The organism is Enterobacter cloacae complex sp. P27C, assembly GCF_014895705.1.
Classification (GTDB): domain Bacteria; phylum Pseudomonadota; class Gammaproteobacteria; order Enterobacterales; family Enterobacteriaceae; genus Enterobacter; species Enterobacter bugandensis.
Genome location: NZ_JADBQB010000010.1, coordinates 1 through 18397 on the forward strand (window position 1 = coordinate 1; position 18397 = coordinate 18397).

The following is an 18397-nucleotide window of genomic DNA, read 5'->3' on the forward strand; positions in this document are numbered from 1 at the left end:
TGCCGAACTCAGAAGTGAAACGCCGTAGCGCCGATGGTAGTGTGGGGTCTCCCCATGTGAGAGTAGGGAACTGCCAGGCATCAAATAAGTGAAAAGGCCATCCGAAAGGATGGCCTTTTTGCGTTTCTGCGCTGCACAAACCGTAGGCCGGGTAAGGCGAAGCCGCCACCCGGCAAGTCAGACCGCACACCACTTCACAATAAACTCAGCAATCCCATCCTCATCATTTAAATCCAGCACCGGAACCTCAATATCGAGAGCAACATCGCTGGCCACCGCAATCACATGCTCATCCAGCGTTAACTCGCTGATGTCATGCCCGGCATCACTTCTGAACAGCAGGATCTTAGGCACGGCCTCATGCTTAAATCCCTCAACCAGCACCAGATCCAGCATGGAGTGATCCATCCGACTTACCAGATACGCGAGATCCAGCGGTGCCTCATCCGGCGTTTCTGTCATCAATGCCCAACGCTGGTTGCTTGCTACCATTGTCTGCGCGGCACCCGCTTTGCGCAGCTCATAGCTATCTTTGCCCGGCTTATCGACATCCATATTATGGTGAGTATGTTTAATCAAGCCAGGACGAATACCGCGGGCGCACAGCGCAGGAATCAGTTTTTTCAGCAACGTGGTTTTTCCTGTCCCACTCCAGGCTGAAATGGCTAAAACAGAGTTCATCTCTTCTCCTGCATGGCCTGTAAATCTTCTAATGTGTTCACATTCACGAACGATGTTTTCATGTCGCTAAAATCAACAGCATGTCCGCCGACCTTACGCATAAACACCATCACTCTTCGCTCTCCGGAGGCCAGATAGTCGCTCATAGCAGGAATCAAGGATCGGTTAATGAGCGCGATAGTTGGGTGGTCGCGCTCGCCGTCATGCACCCAGACCACAGGTGAATCACCTCGCTGTTGCACCATCCGTTCCACCAGGCAGGTGGGTATATATGGCGTATCACACGAACAAAAGAGAAACCACTCTCCCTGCGACTGCTGCATCACCGAAAGCATACCGGCCAGCGGCCCCGGAAAATCTGCGAGATTATCCTGATAAACGGGAAACCCGCTGCGCTGGTAAATATCGATATGGCGATTTGCGCTCAGCGCCATTGCCGATACCTGATCGACAAGCGTATCAGCGACATGCTGCCATAAGGGCTTGCCTTTCAGGAGCTGTAGTCCTTTATCTTCCCCGCCCATCCGCGTAGCTCTGCCGCCTGCCAGAACGACCCCAGTGATTTCCAGGCTAAGATTCACGAATATCGCCTCTTTTATTGTGGGATTGACCCTGCTAACGTGTCACTCTAAATGAAAGGAGCACCACCATGAAATGTAAACGTCTGAATGAAGTCATTGAACTCCTCCAGCCAGCCTGGCAAAAAGAGCCAGAGCTGAATCTGATGCAATTCTTACAGAAACTGGCAAAAGAGTCAGGTTTTGACGGCGATCTGGCAGACCTTTCTGACGACATCCTGATCTACCACCTCAAAATGCGCGACTCAGCCAAAGATGCTGTTATTCCTGGTATTCAGAAGGATTATGAGGAAGATTTTAAAACTGCATTGCTGCGCGCCCGAGGCGTAATTAAAGAGTAAAAGCTTGTAAGCGGAGCCACCGAAATCGCTACAAGATGATATCCTGAATCATTCGTATAATTTCCGGATGATCGGATGAACGACCAGGCTTTTACTTTCCAGACACTACACCCGGATACCATTATGGATGCCCTGTTTGAACAGGGTATTCGTGTGGATTCCGGGCTAACTCCGTTAAACAGCTACGAAAACCGCGTCTATCAATTTCAGGACGAGGATCGTCAGCGCTTCGTCGTAAAGTTCTATCGCCCTGAACGTTGGTCTGCACAGCAAATTCAGGAGGAGCACCAGTTTGCTCACGATCTGCTGGTTGATGACGTCCCCGTTGCCGCGCCGATAAAGTTCAATAACCAAACGCTGCTCACGCATGAAGGGTTTTACTACGCCGTATTCCCCAGTCTGGGTGGCCGCCAGTTTGAAGCGGATAATATCGATCAGATGGAGTGGGTTGCTCGCTATCTGGGACGCATTCATCAGACGGGACGTAAAACAGAGTTCACTGTCCGACCAACGATCGGGATTCATGAATATCTCACCGAACCACGTCAGATATTCGAAACGTCTGCGCTGATCCCCGCTGCGTTAAAGGATGATTTCCTCAACGCCACCGATAAGCTTATTGCTGCGGTGAAAACCTGCTGGCGTGATGATATTTCCGTTCTGCGCCTACATGGCGATTGTCACGCCGGAAATATTCTCTGGCGCGATGGTCCACTGTTTGTCGATCTCGACGATGCGCGCATGGGACCAGCGGTTCAGGATCTGTGGATGCTGCTCAATGGCGACAAAGCCGAGCAGCGCATGCAGCTTGAAACGATTATTGAAGCCTATGAAGAATTTAGCCCGTTTAATTCAGACGAAATTGCCCTGATTGAGCCTTTACGTGCGATGCGTTTTGTTTATTATCTCGCATGGTTAATCAGGCGTTGGGACGACCCCGCATTTCCTCGTAATTTCCCGTGGCTTACCGGAGAAGATTACTGGCGCAGCCAGATATCTACATTCACTCAGCAGGTTAAGGTTCTTCAGGAACCCCCTCTGCAATTAACGCCGATGTATTAATTGGACACACCCAGGAGAGAGTTAATCATGAAAAAAATTTGGCTGGCGCTGGCAGGTATGATTCTGGCATTTAGCGCTTCTGCTGCGCAGTTTACCGACGGTAAACAGTTTATCACGCTGGAAAAGCCGGTTGCTGGCGAGCCACAGGTTCTGGAGTTCTTCTCATTCTATTGCCCGCACTGCTATCAATTCGAAGAGGTGCTGCATGTTTCTGACAACGTGAAGAAGAAGCTGCCGGAAGGCACCAAAATGACCAAGTACCACGTTGAGTTCCTGGGCCCGTTGGGTAAAGACCTGACTCAGGCGTGGGCGGTTGCGATGGCGCTGGGCGTGGAAGATAAAATCACTGCTCCAATGTTCGAAGCCGTACAGAAAACCCAGACCGTTCAGACCACTGCGGATATCCGCAAAGTGTTCGTTGATGCCGGTGTGAAAGGTGAAGAGTACGACGCCGCGTGGAACAGCTTTGTAGTGAAATCTCTGGTTGCTCAGCAGGAAAAAGCGGCCGCTGATCTGCAGCTTCAGGGCGTTCCGGCGATGTTTGTTAACGGCAAATATCAGCTGAACATGCAGGGCATGGACACCAGCAGCATGGATATTTTCGTACAGCAGTATGCTGACACCGTGAAATACCTGGTTGAGAAGAAGTAATTTCGTTGATATGAAAACGCCGGTCACTGACCGGCGTTTTTGTATGAAGATTTAATGCTGTCTATCTGTTCGTCTTTCTCTTTCCAGAGCGTATTAAGCCACTGCTGGAAACCACGTTTGAAATTCTTATCGTTAACGTAGTCACCGTGCAGCCCGGCATCGATCGGCACTAAATCCACCCGAACAACAATGCGCGTCAGCTTGCCGCTGAGCATATCGAAAAATGGCGTCCTGTCATTTTCCGGATAGCAGAGCGTAACGTTCAGAAGTTTATCGAACTGTGCACCCAGCACATTAAGCGCCATCGCAATACCCGCCGCCTTTGGCGGAAGCAGGTTCTGATAAGGGGAGCGTGTTTGTTGACGTTTATCTTCCGTAAACCGTGAGCCTTCAACAAAGTTCACGATGGTCGTTGGATGTGCGCGAAACTTTTCACAGGAGCGGCGCGTGGTCTCCACATCCTTACCGCGACGCTCCGGATGACGAATCAGATAGCTGCGCGAATAGCGTTTCATAAACGGCATATCGAGCGCCCAGCAGGCCAGCCCGATAAAGGGCACCCAGGCGAGCTGCTGCTTCAGGAAGTACTTGTTCATCGGGATATGTTTGCGAAAAAGCACGCATAACACCACGATGTCCGCCCAGCTGTGATGATTGCAAATCAGCAGGTACCAGTTCTTTTTGTTGAGGCTCTCCAGCCCTTCGACATCCCACTTAAGATGCGGATTCAGGCACAGCAGGATCGCTAACCCTTCACACCAGCAATACATCATGAAATTACAAAACGCAGAGACGGATCGCCACACCGCAGGCACAGGCAGCAGAAGTTTAACGATCCCGGCGATAATGATTGGCACAGAACACGCAATCGTCACCAGAATAGTTAAAATGATGCTTAGCGGTAATGTTATTGCAGCGAGCAATCTCGACATGATGAGCTTTTTCAGATGGTTAGCTTTAATGGACCCGCCGATGATACGGCGCTGGGGGCTGATTTTATCAGAAAAGTGACAAAATTATGGCGCTTTCATATCGTCAATAGACGGCTTTTCCCCTGAAGCAGAAGATTTCTCTATTATTGTGCGCTAATCAGAACTTATATCCACATAGACTAAATTGCCATCAGCAGGCTATTTTCATGCAGTGTTAGTTGTTAACATTATGATATGTAATATTTTATTCTCAACGCGTGCCTGCTTTTAGTATATGTTTTTCATTTGAAGTGAAAATATTCACAAACTTATCCACAGTTTGAGTTTTGCGAGCGATCCTCACGATCGCAAAATCTTTTCCTGTATCGAACCTGAATAACTGATGTTTTCATCCTTCTGTGGCATCCTTTACGCATAAATTGATTATAGGCACGGACATTATGGTTCAGATCCCAGAAAACCCACTTATTCTCGTCGACGGCTCTTCTTACCTGTATCGGGCGTACCATGCGTTTCCTCCTCTGACCAATAGCGCAGGGGAACCTACCGGCGCGATGTACGGCGTGCTGAACATGCTGCGCAGCCTGATTCTTCAGTATCAGCCCACCCATGCGGCTGTCGTTTTTGATGCGAAAGGCAAAACCTTCCGCGATGAGCTTTTCGAACATTATAAATCCCATCGTCCGCCAATGCCTGACGATCTGCGTGCGCAGATTGAGCCGCTGCATGCCATGGTGAAAGCAATGGGCCTGCCGCTGCTGGCCGTCTCTGGCGTGGAGGCTGACGACGTCATCGGTACGCTGGCGCGTGAAGCTGAAAAAATGGGCCGTCCGGTGCTGATCAGCACCGGTGATAAAGATATGGCGCAGCTGGTGACGCCAGGTATTACCCTGATCAACACCATGACCAACACCATTCTGGGGCCAGAAGAAGTAGTCACTAAGTATGGCGTGCCGCCAGAGCTGATTATCGACTTCCTCGCGTTGATGGGCGACTCCTCGGATAACATTCCTGGCGTTCCTGGCGTCGGTGAAAAAACCGCGCAGGCGCTGCTTCAGGGGCTGGGTGGTCTGGACACGCTCTACGCGGAATCCGACAAAATCGCCGGACTTTCCTTCCGTGGCGCAAAAACCATGGCCGGGAAGCTGGAAGAGAACAAAGAGGTGGCTTATCTCTCCTATAAGCTGGCAACAATCAAAACCGATGTGGAACTGGAACTGGGCTGTGAGCAGCTGGAAGTGCAACAGCCTTCCGCTGACGACCTGCTGAGCCTGTTTAAGAAATACGAATTCAAGCGCTGGACCACTGACGTAGAAGCCGGTAAATGGCTGCAGGCTAAAGGGGCCAAACCTGCTGCTAAGCCGAAAGAGACGATTGTCGTTGATGCCGAAGATCAGGCGGAAGAAGAAGCCGCAGCGCTCTCCTTCGACAACTACGAAACCATTCTGGAAGAGTCACAGCTGATCGCCTGGATCGAGAAACTGAAAAAAGCCCCGGTCTTTGCCTTTGACACCGAAACAGACAGCCTCGACAACATTTCAGCCAATATGGTGGGATTGTCCTTTGCGACAGAGCCGGGTATTGCCGCCTACGTTCCCGTGGCGCACGACTACCTGGATGCGCCGGAGCAGATCTCCCGCGAGCGCGCGCTCGAGCTACTGAAGCCGATTCTGGAAGACGAAAAGGCGCTTAAGGTTGGGCAAAACCTCAAGTACGACCGCGGCATTCTGCAGAACTACGGCATTGAGCTGCGCGGGATTGCCTTTGACACTATGCTCGAATCCTACATTCTGGACAGCGTGGCGGGCCGCCATGATATGGATTCCTTATCTGACCGCTGGCTCAAGCACAAAACCATTACCTTTGAAGAGATTGCCGGTAAAGGGAAAAATCAGCTCACCTTTAACCAGATTGCTCTTGAAGAAGCAGGCCGCTACGCGGCGGAAGATGCCGACGTCACGCTGCAACTGCATCTGAAGATGTGGCCGAAACTGCAGAAGCACGAAGGTCCGCTGAACGTATTCCAGCATATTGAAATGCCGCTGGTGCCCGTTCTGTCCCGTATCGAACGCAATGGCGTTAAGATCGATCCAACGGTGCTGCATAACCACTCTGGCGAGCTCGCGCAGCGTTTGACCGAGCTTGAGCAGAAAGCGCATGAGCTTGCAGGCGAGCCGTTTAACCTCTCTTCACCGAAACAGCTGCAAACTATCCTGTTTGAAAAGCAGGGCATCAAGCCGCTGAAGAAAACCCCTGGCGGCGCGCCGTCAACCTCTGAAGAGGTGCTGGAAGAGCTGGCGTTGGACTACCCACTGCCAAAAGTGATCCTGGAGTACCGCGGTCTCGCAAAGCTGAAGTCTACCTACACGGACAAACTTCCGCTGATGATCAACCCGAAAACGGGCCGTGTGCACACGTCGTATCATCAGGCGGTAGCGGCAACCGGGCGTCTCTCGTCAACCGATCCTAACCTGCAGAACATTCCGGTGCGTAATGAGGAAGGGCGCCGCATTCGTCAGGCCTTTATAGCCCCTGATGACTACCTGATTGTCTCGGCTGACTACTCGCAAATTGAACTGCGCATAATGGCGCACCTGTCCCGCGATAAAGGTCTGCTGACGGCATTTGCGGAAGGAAAAGACATCCACCGGGCGACTGCGGCGGAGGTCTTTGGTTTACCGCTGGACAACGTGACCAACGAACAGCGCCGCAGTGCAAAAGCGATCAACTTCGGTCTAATCTACGGCATGAGCGCGTTTGGCCTTTCACGCCAGCTAAACATTCCGCGCAAAGAGTCGCAGAAGTATATGGATCTTTACTTCGAGCGTTATCCGGGTGTTCTGGAATATATGGAACGCACCCGCGCGCAGGCGAAAGAGAAAGGTTACGTTGAAACCCTGGATGGCCGTCGTCTCTATCTCCCGGACATCAAATCCAGCAACGCGGCGCGCCGCGCTGGCGCAGAGCGTGCGGCGATCAACGCTCCGATGCAGGGTACCGCAGCGGACATCATCAAGCGCGCAATGATCGCCGTTGATGCCTGGCTGGAGAAAGAGAAGCCGCGCGTGAAAATGATCATGCAGGTACACGATGAACTGGTATTTGAAGTGCACAAAGACGATCTCGATATTGTGTCGAAAAAGATCCACGAACTCATGGAAAGCAGCATGACGCTGGACGTGCCGTTGCTGGTGGAAGTGGGAAGTGGTGAAAACTGGGATCAGGCTCACTAAAGGTTCTTCGCATAACGCGCTGTTTATGTAAGTTTGCAACATAAGAAAGCGCGTTTTGTGACGATCATTAGAATTCCCTATGTAAAGAATGAAAAAAAACTACAAAAAGTGCTTTTTCTGCAGCACAAAAAGGGGTAGAGTTATCGACGTAGGGTACAGAGGTAAGATGTTCTATCTTTCAGACCTTTTACTTCACGTAATCGGATTTGGCTGAATATTTTAGCCGCCCCAGTCAGTAATGACTGGGGCGTTTTTTATTGCGGCAAAGAAAAGTTTGGTCAAAAAAAAGCGCGGACATCGCCGCGCTCGGTATTACTCTGCTTCCGCTTCCGTTGCGGGTTCCAGCTCGTTAAACCAGCTGTCGAGCTTCTGACGCAACTTGTCCACGCCCTGTTTTTTCAGCGAAGAGAAAGGCTCAACCTGTACATCGCCATTGAAGGCCAGTACCGCTTCGCGAACCATATTCACCTGCGCTTTACGCGCGCCGCTTGCCAGCTTGTCGGCTTTCGTCAGCAGCACCAGCACGGCAATATCGCTTGCTACGGCCCAGTCGATCATCTGCTGATCGAGATCTTTTAGCGGGTGACGAATATCCATCAGCACCACCAGACCTTTCAGGCACATGCGTTTTTCCAGGTATTCGCCCAGCGCACGCTGCCACTTGATCTTCATCTCTTCAGGCACCTGCGCATAACCGTATCCCGGCAAGTCTACGAGGCGTTTGCCTTCAGCCACTTCAAAGAGGTTAATCAGCTGGGTACGGCCAGGTGTTTTTGAGGTACGCGCCAGGTTCTTCTGATTGGTCAGCGTATTCAGGGCGCTGGATTTCCCCGCATTGGAGCGGCCAGCAAATGCCACTTCAATACCGGTATCAGAAGGCAGGTGGCGAATATCGGGCGCACTGGTGACAAAATGCGTCTGTTGGTAGTTCCAGGTAGTCACGTGGTCGTCTCCAAAAATCGTAATCTGGAGGGATTATACCCGAATGCGGGCAAAAGGCTTTTCTGATTGCTATGCCCTGTAGGCGAATGTCCCCATCGGTGTGAGAGATCGGCTAGTGTTGCTATGGGATATTTCAGAGAATTCGCAGGTATCAAAAAAAGCAAACTGTATTAAATCATAAGCTTATTTCCAGGTAATTGTCTGAAAATCTCTTTGTGTACCGTTTCGTTGCTTGCCAGTTTAAGCGAACAAGGTAAAGTATGCGTCAGGGCGAGGAAGCCAACAGGAATTCAACTTAAGGATTAGGGTCAGGAGCGCCAGGAGGCGAAGACGCAGGATAGTCAGGACGACCAGCGCCTGGAGGCGTTTTAACAGGAAATGGAACCATACACGGACGGTATCAGCCAAAGGATAAACAGGGTGTGTTGTTGGTAAACATGGAATGTCTGACCCGTTAAGGGTTGTGAGTCAGGAAAAAAGGCGACAGATTGCTCTGTCGCCTTTTTTCTTTGCTTGCTTTCTGCTAGATTTCGCCGCAATTCTATACTGAAGAAAACGACTTTAAGATAAAACATCATGAAAAAACCAACCTCCGCTGCGGGCGCGAAACGCCCTGCAAAAGCACGCCGCAAAACGCGCGAAGAACTGAACCAGGAAGCGCGCGATCGCAAACGCGACAAAAAACATCGCGGTCATGCTGCGGGTAGCCGTGCCAACGGCGTTGGTGCAACGGGCGCCTCTGCAAAAGGCAAACAGCAGAAAGACCCTCGTATCGGCAGTAAAACTCCCATTCCACTGGGCGTGACAGACACCCCGGTCACTAAGCAGCACAAACCAAAGAGCGAGAAACCTATGCTTTCACCGCAGGCTGAGCTGGATATGCTGGAGAACGATGAGCGCCTGGACGCGCTGCTGGAACGTCTTGAAGAGGGTGAAACCCTGACCGCCGAAGAGCAGTCATGGGTAGATGCCAAACTGGACCGCATTGATGAGCTAATGCAGAAGCTGGGTCTGTCTTACGATGACGAAGACGACGAAGAGGAAGAAGAAAAGCAGGAAGATATGATGCGTCTTCTGAAAGGTGGAAACTAACATTTGCACCCGGCAGGCACGATAGTCCTGCTTATAACCCTTCCGGTTATATGTTATCTGGTGTGGTTATTCGTTAAACTACGGCGGTTGTCGCGGCGACAGAAGTGGCTGCGCACCCGAATGATGGCCCGCGATGGGGCCAGAACGGGCCGCCGTATACGAACGCGACACCAACGGAAGGAGTGAGCATGTCAGCACCAACTATCGACTGGGATTTGGCCCTAATCCAGAAGTATAACTATTCCGGGCCGCGTTATACCTCATACCCCACCGCGCTAGAGTTCTCCGATGCCTTCGGCGAGGAGGATTTTCAGCAGGCCGTCGCGCGCTATCCAGAGCGTCCGCTGTCGCTCTACGTCCATATTCCGTTCTGCCACAAGCTCTGCTACTTCTGCGGCTGCAATAAAATCGTGACCCGTCAGCAGCATAAAGCCGACCAATACCTCGATGCGCTCGAACAGGAAATTGTGCATCGTGCGCCGCTGTTTAAAGGTCGTCACGTCAGCCAGCTTCACTGGGGGGGCGGCACGCCAACGTATCTCAATAAGGCGCAAATAAGCCGCCTGATGACGCTGCTGCGCGGAAATTTCAATTTTAACGACGACGCTGAAATCTCGATCGAAGTCGATCCGCGTGAAATTGAGCTGGATGTACTGGATCACTTACGCGCCGAAGGCTTTAATCGTCTGAGCATGGGCGTGCAGGATTTCAATAAAGAGGTGCAGCGTCTGGTCAACCGCGAGCAGGACGAGGAATTTATCTTCGCCTTACTCAACCACGCGCGTGACATCGGCTTTACCTCGACCAACATCGACCTGATTTACGGCCTGCCAAAGCAGACGCCTGAGAGCTTCGCCTTCACGCTGAAGCGCGTGGCTGAACTTAGCCCGGACCGCCTGAGCGTCTTTAACTACGCGCACCTGCCGACGCTATTCGCCGCCCAGCGTAAAATCAAAGATGCGGATCTGCCTTCTGCCCAGCAGAAGCTGGATATCCTGCAGGAAACTATCACCTCTCTGACGGAGAGCGGCTATCAATTTATCGGCATGGATCACTTTGCTCGTCCGGATGACGAGCTGGCGATTGCCCAGCGCGAAGGCGTACTGCACCGTAACTTCCAGGGTTATACCACTCAGGGCGATACCGATCTGCTCGGTATGGGTGTCTCCGCCATCAGCATGATCGGTGACTGCTACGCGCAGAACCAGAAAGAGCTGAAGCTCTACTACCAGCAGGTTGATGCAACCGGCAACGCGCTATGGCGCGGCATCGCGCTGACCCGAGACGACTGCATTCGTCGTGATGTGATTAAGGCGCTTATCTGCAACTTCCGTCTCGACTTTAGCGACGTGGAAGCACAGTGGGATCTGACATTCAGCGAATATTTTGCGGAAGACCTGAAGCTGATTGCGCCGCTGGCGAAAGACGGGCTGGTGGATGTGTCGGAGAACGCGATTGAGGTCACGCCGAAAGGGCGTCTGTTGATCCGTAATATCTGCATGTGCTTTGACGCGTATCTGCGCCAGAAGGCGCGTATGCAGCAGTTTTCACGGGTGATTTAAGGCGCAAAGCCGGGTAAGGCGAAGCCGCTACCCGGCTTTTACATTTCAACCTGCTAGCTAAACAGCCCAACCAGCGCCGCACATAATACCGCAGCAACAGCGGTTTGCGGCGTGTGGCTTTCAGCTGCTCCGCTCGACAGTAAAGTCACTAATGATCCCAGCATGATGGTTCCCCCAATTTCCGGGCACGATCATACAAAACTCATCGGAACAGTAAAGCGCAAAATAACGGCAATTTGCGCTCAATTAATAACCTTTACACAGCGGCGTACGATCACTCCATTCCCAGCTCTTTCAGCTTACGCGTCAGGGTATTACGTCCCCATCCCAGCAGGCGCGCGGCTTCCTGCTTATGGCCCTGCGTATGACGAAGCGCGGTGGTCAACAGCGTACGCTCCATCTCTGGCTGAGCCTCAGACAGCAGGTTTTGATGACCGGAACGCAGCGCGCGGTCGGCCCACTGCGCCAGCAGCGTTGCCCAGCTGTCCGGCAGCGCGTGCCCGGTGCTGCTTTCGGGCGCGGTGGCCTCAAACAGTTCGGCAGGGAGATCCTGAATCAACACTTCCTGTCCGGCGGCCATCACGGTCAGCCAGCGGCAGGTGTTTTCCAGCTGGCGTACGTTGCCCGGCCACGCCAGACGGGTGAGGGCGGCATCGGTTTCCGGGTGAAGCTGCTTGGCTTCCACGCCCAGCTCGCGGGCCGCCACCTGCAGGAAATGACGCGCCAGGCGCGGGATATCTTCCCGACGCTCGCGCAGCGGCGGCAGGTGGACGCGGATCACGTTCAGACGATGAAATAAATCCTCACGGAATTTGCCCTCCTGCACGCGCAGCTCCAGGTTCTGATGCGTCGCGGCGATAATACGCACGTCCACCTTCACCGGCGCATAGCCGCCCACGCGGTAAAACTGCCCGTCGGCCAGCACGCGCAGCAGGCGAGTTTGAACGTCCAGCGGCATATCGCCGATCTCGTCCAGGAACAGCGTGCCGCCGTCAGCCTGCTCAAAGCGCCCCTGGCGAATGGTATTCGCGCCGGTAAACGCCCCTTTTTCGTGGCCGAACAGCTCGGACTCAATCAAATCCTTCGGGATCGCCGCCATATTGAGGGCGATAAACGGCGCTTTTGCCCGCGGGCTGTGGCGATGTAACGCATGCGCCACCAGCTCTTTACCTGTACCCGATTCCCCGTTAATCAACACGCTGATGGACGAGCGGGACAGACGGCCAATAATGCGAAACACGTCCTGCATCGCCGGCGCTTCGCCGATGATGTCGGTGGTTGGCCCAAAATCGGGTGCGTGGCGTGGCTGTTGTTGCTCCTGGTAGTGGCTAATCGCGCGCTCAACCAGCGCCACCGCTTCGTCGATATCGAACGGTTTGGGCAGATAATCGAACGCCCCTTGCTGATAGGCGCTCACCGCGGCATCCAGGTCGGAATGAGCCGTCATTATGATGACCGGAAGCATAGGATGGCGCTGTTTGATCTGCTTTAACAGCGCCAGCCCGTCCATGCCCGGCATGCGAATATCCGACAGCAGAACGTCCGGCGTTTTGGTGGTGAGTGCGTCGAGCACCTCGCTGCCGCTCTCAAACGTCGTGCAGCTTAAACCTGCCCCTGTGAGCGCGCGTTCAAGCACCCAACGGATGGAGCTATCGTCATCGACTACCCAGACTATCCCTCGTTGCATAAACGTCACCTTTATTTTTTAATCGGCAGGAAAACCGAAAACTCGGTATGTCCCGGCCAACTGGTAAATTCAATTTTTCCGGAGTGCTGATCGATCAAGCTGCGGGCGATAGATAAGCCCAGTCCCGTACCGCCTTCGCGCCCGCTTACCATTGGGTAGAACAGGGTGTCCTGCAGATGAGAAGGAATGCCAGGCCCGTTATCCTCAACGTCGATGCGTGCCGCCAGACGATAGCGCACGCCGTGCAGCGTGAGCTGGAAGGCGGTGCGGGTGCGTAAAATAATCTCGCCGCCTTCCGGCCCCAGCGCCTGCAGGGCATTGCGCACAATATTCAGCAGAACCTGCTCAATCTGGTCCGGGTCATGCGCCAGTTCCGGCAGGCTTGGGTCGTAATCACGCACCAGCGTGACGTTCTCCGGCAGCTCCATGGAGACGAGCTTCACCACCCGTTCAGCGACTTTATGAATGCTTTCTGAAACGTGCATACCCGGCTGCTGCGGCCCGAGCAGGCGATCGACCAGGTTACGCAGGCGGTCCGCCTGCTCAATGATGACGTTGGTGTACTCCGCCAGCGCGGGATCGGGCAGCGCCTTGGTCAGAAGCTGCGCCGCGCCGCGTAACCCACCCAGCGGGTTTTTGATTTCATGCGCCAGACCGCGCACCAGGTCACGGGCGGCAATTTGCTGCGCATGCTGAAGCTGCTCCTGGCTCAGGCGACGCTGATTATCCATCGGCGCCATTTCCAGCAGGATCAGTCCTTCCGGCAAACGCTGCGCGGTAAGGGAAAGAATATGTGAGCGCCCGTCGATCACCAGCGTGACTTCGTTATCGGTGAACCCCTGACCGGCCTGCAAACTCTCCTGCATCAGGCCAATATTCAGCGAGAAATAACTCAACAACTCAGGAAGCGGGGTGCCAAACAGTTTGCGTGAACTCTGGGCGAGCAGCTGTTGCGCCGCCGGGTTGGCGTAATGGACGGCCAGCTCGTCGTCGACCAGCAGGATGCTGTTAATCAAAGAATTGAGGATCTGCCCAGCATCGGGCAGCGTGCCAGTTGCCATTCAGCAGTCTCCTGGAGTCGTTGCACTGTTTTAGTGCAGTATAGCGGTTTCGGCGTAAAAAGCGCGTGAGATCAGGTTGTTGGTGGAGAAAAAAGCCCATCCGGAGATGGGCTAAAAGTTTCCACGGCAACTACCCCCGGCGCTTTTGACGCCGGGTAAAACAACTAAATTAAACGCTGTAGTACAGTTCGAACTCAACCGGATGCGGAGTCATACGCACGCGGTCGTTCTCTTCAGTACGCAGGGCGATGTAAGCATCGATAGCGTCGTCAGTGAATACGCCACCCGCAGTCAGGAACTCGCGGTCTGCATCCAGCGCCTGCAGGGCTTCTTCCAGAGAGCCAGCAACCTGTGGGATCTCTTTCGCTTCTTCTGGCGGCAGGTCGTACAGGTTTTTGTCCATCGCTTCGCCTGGGTGGATCTTGTTCTTGATACCGTCCAGACCGGCCATCAGCAGCGCTGCGAAGCACAGGTATGGGTTAGCCGCTGGGTCCGGGAAGCGCACTTCGATACGACGCGCTTTCGGAGACGCCACCACCGGGATACGGATGGAAGCAGAACGGTTACGCGCAGAGTAAGCCAGCATGACTGGCGCTTCGTAGCCCGGGACCAGACGCTTGTAGGAGTTAGTGGTTGGGTTCGCCAGGGCGTTGATCGCTTTAGCGTGTTTGATAACACCACCGATGTAATACAGCGCCTGCTCGGACAGACCGGCATATTTGTCGCCAGAGAACAGGTTGGTACCGTTCTTGGACAGAGACATGTGGCAGTGCATACCGGAACCGTTGTCGCCAAACATTGGTTTTGGCATGAAGGTCGCGGTTTTACCGAAACGGTGCGCAACGTTGTGCACAACGTATTTGTAGATCTGAATTTCGTCCGCTTTTTTGGTCATGGTGTTGAAGCGGGTTGCCACTTCGTTCTGACCCGCAGTCGCCACTTCGTGGTGGTGCGCTTCAACAACCAGGCCCATCTCTTCCATCACCAGGCACATGGTGGAACGGATGTCCTGCGCAGAGTCGACCGGAGGAACCGGGAAGTAACCGCCTTTCACACCAGGACGGTGACCTTTGTTACCACCTTCGTATTTGGTGGAAGAGTTCCATGCGCCTTCGATGTCGTCGATAGCCACGTGGGAGCCAGAAATAGAGGCACCGAAGCGGATGTCGTCGAACAGGAAGAACTCTGGCTCTGGCCCGAACAGAACGGTGTCCGCGATGCCGGTAGAACGCAGGTACTCTTCAGCGCGTTTAGCGATAGAACGTGGGTCGCGGTCGTAGCCCTGCAGCGTGCCTGGCTCAAGGATATCGCAGCGGATGATCAGGGTTGGTTCTTCGAAGAACGGATCAATGACCGCAGTGGTTGCGTCTGGCATCAGAACCATGTCGGATTCGTTAATGCCTTTCCAGCCACCAATGGAGGAGCCGTCAAACATTTTGCCTTCTTCAAAGAATTCGGCGTTCACCTGATGAGCAGGGATTGTGACGTGCTGTTCTTTACCTTTGGTATCGGTGAAGCGCAGATCAACAAACTTCACTTCATGTTCGTTCAGCATCGTCAAAACGTGTTCAGCGGACATACTTAACTCTCCAGATTGGTCATTGTCGTCGTGGTAACGAGGTCTTCAATTTCTGTTGGTACTGGCTGTTGCCATGTATTTTTTATAAAGCGAAATCTGTGCCAACTTTTAAAACACCCCAAAAAGGCGTTATCATGCGCACCATAGTGCAAAAGGGCTGCACCATGATGGATTTGTTGCACCAGTATAGTGCTTCAATGTGAACATTAAGCACCATATTGGTGCAATTTACGTTAAAGTGCCCTTTTACCGCTCCGTGAAAGCGATCACAAAGCATCTCTGCAATACTTGTTTGCGGGGGATGTTTGTGATCCTGTTTTGTAGTGCGATTAATCCGTGTACAATAACGCGCTATTTCTAAATGCCTGAGGCAAAGTTGTGATCGAAAATTTGCGTAACATCGCCATCATCGCGCACGTTGACCATGGTAAAACTACCCTGGTTGATAAGCTGCTGCAGCAATCCGGTACGTTTGATGCGCGTGCCGAAACCCAAGAACGCGTGATGGACTCCAACGATTTGGAGAAAGAGCGTGGGATTACCATCCTCGCGAAAAACACCGCGATTAAATGGAATGACTACCGTATCAATATCGTTGATACCCCAGGGCACGCCGACTTCGGTGGTGAAGTTGAACGTGTAATGTCCATGGTAGACTCCGTTCTGCTGGTCGTTGACGCAATGGATGGCCCAATGCCACAGACGCGCTTCGTGACCAAAAAAGCTTTTGCCCATGGTCTGAAGCCAATCGTTGTTATCAACAAAGTTGACCGCCCTGGCGCGCGTCCTGACTGGGTTGTTGACCAGGTCTTCGACCTGTTCGTTAACCTCGACGCGACCGACGAGCAGCTGGACTTCCCTATCGTTTACGCCTCTGCGCTGAACGGTATCGCAGGTCTGGACCACGAAGACATGGCTGAAGACATGACCCCGCTGTATCAGGCGATTGTTGACCGTGTTCCTGCGCCAAACGTTGACCTGGAAGGCACCCTGCAGATGCAGATCTCCCAGCTCGACTACAACAACTACGTTGGCGTAATCGGCATTGGCCGTATCAAGCGCGGTAAAGTGAAGCCTAACCAGCAGGTCACTATCATCGATAGCGAAGGCAAAACCCGTAACGGTAAAGTCGGTAAAGTCCTGACTCACCTGGGTCTTGAGCGTATCGAGAGCGACATCGCTGAAGCGGGCGACATCATCGCGATCACCGGTCTGGGTGAACTGAACATCTCCGACACCATCTGCGATCCGCAGAACGTCGAAGCGCTGCCAGCCCTGTCCGTTGATGAACCAACCGTATCCATGTTCTTCAACGTCAACACCTCTCCGTTCTGTGGTAAAGAAGGTAAGTTCGTTACCTCTCGTCAGATCCTTGACCGTCTGAACAAAGAGCTGGTGCACAACGTTGCGCTGCGCGTTGAAGAAACCGAAGACGCTGATGCATTCCGCGTTTCTGGTCGTGGTGAACTGCACCTGTCTGTTCTGATCGAAAACATGCGTCGTGAAGGTTTCGAGATGGCGGTTTCCCGTCCGAAAGTAATCTTCCGTGAAATCGATGGCCGTAAACAAGAGCCGTTCGAAAACGTAACGCTGGACGTAGAAGAGCAGCACCAGGGTTCTGTGATGCAGGCACTGGGCGAGCGTAAAGGCGACCTGAAAAACATGAATCCAGATGGCAAAGGCCGCGTACGTCTCGACTACGTGATCCCAAGCCGTGGCCTGATCGGCTTCCGTTCTGAGTTCATGACCATGACCTCCGGTACCGGCCTGCTGTACTCCACCTTCAGCCACTACGACGACGTTCGTCCGGGCGAAGTGGGCCAGCGTAACAACGGCGTACTGATCTCCAACGGTCAGGGTAAAGCGGTTGCGTTTGCGCTGTTCGGTCTGCAGGATCGCGGTAAGCTGTTCCTGGGTCACGGTGCTGAAGTTTACGAAGGCCAGATCATTGGTATTCACAGCCGTTCTAACGACCTGACGGTAAACTGCCTGACCGGTAAGAAGCTGACCAACATGCGTGCGTCCGGTACTGACGAAGCAACGGTTCTGGTTCCACCGATCAAGATGACCCTGGAGCAGGCTCTGGAGTTCATTGATGATGACGAACTGGTAGAAGTGACTCCACAGTCAATTCGTATCCGTAAACGTCACCTGACCGAGAACGATCGTAAACGTGCTATGCGCGGTGCGAAAGAAGACTAATACGGTCAATCCGTAGTAAAAAAAGCCGCTGAGAAATCAGCGGCTTTTTTATTAGAACGAATAACGTAACCCCAGGCGGATCCTGTACTGCTCGCGGTTGTAATCATTCCATCTGTCCAGCCACTGGAGTTCGAGGTACGGCAGCCAGTTTCTGTCGATCTTATAACTGAACTTGTTGGTAATTTCCCAGTGATGGTCTTTGCCATTTTTGCTGTGGTAATCATTTATCCGCTGGAAAAAATGCGGCTCAAAGGTATAGAAAAACGCATCGGTCACCTTGAAATTCCAGTAGTTGGCGAATTCGTGCGTGTCGTTCTTATCCATCTGCCCGTTATAGTCCGGCGTATCGTAATTGTTATGGTTATAGCGATAGCGGAACGTCAGATTAAACCCGTCCGTGAATTTATAGTTGGTATCTAAATAAACCGCGCCACCCGAACCGGCGCTGCTGTCGTTGATCAACCCGCCCGGCTGGAAGCTGAGTTTGTCCGTCGGTTTAAAGAGCGGATACCACCCCTCTATTTCGTTATAGCTGTGCTTGAGCTCATCCCACCTCCCCACGTTGTAGGCGTTGGTGAACATCAACCCCGCGCCCATATCGAAGTTATAGCCGGCACGCAGGATCACTTCGTGCAGCTCAGAGGCCGTATTGTAGGCTTCACGGGTTTCAACATAGGCCCCGGCGAATACCGGGCAGGACACAGACGACACGATCAGTACAGTGATGATTCTTTTCATAATTTGTCCATGTATCAGGTACAGAAAGGCCTCCCTCCTGATGAACAGGAAGGAAA

General features: G+C 53.0%; 17 protein-coding genes. 8 read left to right on the forward strand and 9 right to left on the reverse strand.

The annotated features are described in order from the left end of the window. Positions 1 to 177: 177 nt before the first annotated feature. Together mobB and mobA are read right to left on the reverse strand one after the other, a co-directional pair. Positions 178 to 681: a molybdopterin-guanine dinucleotide biosynthesis protein MobB gene (gene mobB, locus IM291_RS18445; RefSeq protein WP_192987457.1), complete on the reverse strand. Its 504-nt coding sequence runs from the start codon at positions 679 to 681 to the stop codon at positions 178 to 180. Continuing rightward, complete coding sequence (gene mobA, locus IM291_RS18450) at positions 678 to 1262, reverse strand: molybdenum cofactor guanylyltransferase MobA (RefSeq protein ID WP_192987458.1); 585 nt, start codon at positions 1260 to 1262, stop codon at positions 678 to 680. Before mobA ends, mobB begins: the two co-directional genes overlap by 4 nt. A 68-nt stretch (positions 1263 to 1330) precedes the next feature. Between mobA and IM291_RS18455 the strand changes: the two genes are divergently transcribed. The 3 genes from IM291_RS18455 (at position 1331) to dsbA (ending at position 3313) form a co-directional block, all read left to right on the forward strand. Continuing rightward, the gene (locus IM291_RS18455) at positions 1331 to 1600 is read left to right on the forward strand and encodes a YihD family protein (RefSeq protein ID WP_008501866.1); all 270 of its coding nucleotides are present in this window, start codon (positions 1331 to 1333) and stop codon (positions 1598 to 1600) included. 75 nt (positions 1601 to 1675) lie between these two features. Beyond that, complete coding sequence (locus tag IM291_RS18460) at positions 1676 to 2662, forward strand: serine/threonine protein kinase (RefSeq protein ID WP_049001344.1); 987 nt, start codon at positions 1676 to 1678, stop codon at positions 2660 to 2662. Between the two features lie 27 nt (positions 2663 to 2689). Next, a complete protein-coding gene (dsbA, locus tag IM291_RS18465; protein WP_028014899.1) occupies positions 2690 to 3313 on the forward strand; it encodes a thiol:disulfide interchange protein DsbA in 624 nt (207 codons plus the stop codon). Between the two features lie 23 nt (positions 3314 to 3336). Here dsbA and IM291_RS18470 read toward each other — a convergent pair whose 3' ends face one another. Next, positions 3337 to 4188 (reverse strand): acyltransferase, encoded by an 852-nt coding sequence (locus IM291_RS18470; protein WP_252017107.1) that lies wholly within the window; start codon positions 4186 to 4188, stop codon positions 3337 to 3339. Here IM291_RS18470 and IM291_RS21990 point away from each other — a divergent pair. Together IM291_RS21990 and polA are read left to right on the forward strand one after the other, a co-directional pair. After that, positions 4085 to 4324, forward strand: coding sequence for a hypothetical protein (locus IM291_RS21990; protein WP_226840437.1), 240 nt, complete (start codon positions 4085 to 4087; stop codon positions 4322 to 4324). The genes IM291_RS18470 and IM291_RS21990 overlap by 104 nt on opposite strands. A 361-nt stretch (positions 4325 to 4685) precedes the next feature. Beyond that, positions 4686 to 7478: a DNA polymerase I gene (gene polA / locus IM291_RS18475; protein ID WP_192987462.1), complete on the forward strand. Its 2793-nt coding sequence runs from the start codon at positions 4686 to 4688 to the stop codon at positions 7476 to 7478. A gap of 312 nt (positions 7479 to 7790) precedes the next feature. Here polA and yihA read toward each other — a convergent pair whose 3' ends face one another. Further along, positions 7791 to 8420, reverse strand: a complete 630-nt coding sequence (gene yihA / locus IM291_RS18480) for a ribosome biogenesis GTP-binding protein YihA/YsxC (protein WP_116343734.1) — start codon at positions 8418 to 8420, stop codon at positions 7791 to 7793. Positions 8421 to 8996: 576 nt separating this feature from the next. On the opposite strand from yihA, the gene yihI reads away from it, so the two are divergent. Further along, positions 8997 to 9512, forward strand: coding sequence for a Der GTPase-activating protein YihI (gene yihI, locus IM291_RS18485; protein WP_192987463.1), 516 nt, complete (start codon positions 8997 to 8999; stop codon positions 9510 to 9512). A 188-nt stretch (positions 9513 to 9700) separates the two neighbouring features. Further along, a complete protein-coding gene (gene hemN / locus IM291_RS18490; protein ID WP_048959969.1) occupies positions 9701 to 11074 on the forward strand; it encodes an oxygen-independent coproporphyrinogen III oxidase in 1374 nt (457 codons plus the stop codon). A 53-nt stretch (positions 11075 to 11127) separates the two neighbouring features. On the opposite strand, the gene IM291_RS18495 is transcribed toward hemN, so the two are convergent. The 4 genes from IM291_RS18495 to glnA all read right to left on the reverse strand — a co-directional run bounded on the left by IM291_RS18495 (position 11128) and on the right by glnA (position 15401). Continuing rightward, positions 11128 to 11238, reverse strand: a complete 111-nt coding sequence (locus IM291_RS18495; RefSeq protein ID WP_192987465.1) for a YshB family small membrane protein — start codon at positions 11236 to 11238, stop codon at positions 11128 to 11130. A 110-nt stretch (positions 11239 to 11348) separates the two neighbouring features. Next, positions 11349 to 12761 (reverse strand): nitrogen regulation protein NR(I), encoded by a 1413-nt coding sequence (gene glnG / locus IM291_RS18500; RefSeq protein ID WP_028014893.1) that lies wholly within the window; start codon positions 12759 to 12761, stop codon positions 11349 to 11351. A gap of 11 nt (positions 12762 to 12772) precedes the next feature. Continuing rightward, complete coding sequence (gene glnL, locus IM291_RS18505) at positions 12773 to 13822, reverse strand: nitrogen regulation protein NR(II) (protein ID WP_014172250.1); 1050 nt, start codon at positions 13820 to 13822, stop codon at positions 12773 to 12775. Between the two features lie 169 nt (positions 13823 to 13991). Beyond that, entirely contained in the window at positions 13992 to 15401 is a 1410-nt protein-coding gene (gene glnA / locus IM291_RS18510; RefSeq protein WP_008501856.1) for a glutamate--ammonia ligase, read from the reverse strand. A gap of 378 nt (positions 15402 to 15779) precedes the next feature. On the opposite strand from glnA, the gene typA reads away from it, so the two are divergent. Beyond that, positions 15780 to 17603, forward strand: a complete 1824-nt coding sequence (gene typA, locus IM291_RS18515; RefSeq protein ID WP_028014891.1) for a ribosome-dependent GTPase TypA — start codon at positions 15780 to 15782, stop codon at positions 17601 to 17603. Between the two features lie 51 nt (positions 17604 to 17654). Here typA and ompL read toward each other — a convergent pair whose 3' ends face one another. Continuing rightward, the gene (gene ompL / locus IM291_RS18520) at positions 17655 to 18341 is read right to left on the reverse strand and encodes a porin OmpL (protein ID WP_192987468.1); all 687 of its coding nucleotides are present in this window, start codon (positions 18339 to 18341) and stop codon (positions 17655 to 17657) included. Positions 18342 to 18397 lie beyond the last annotated feature (56 nt).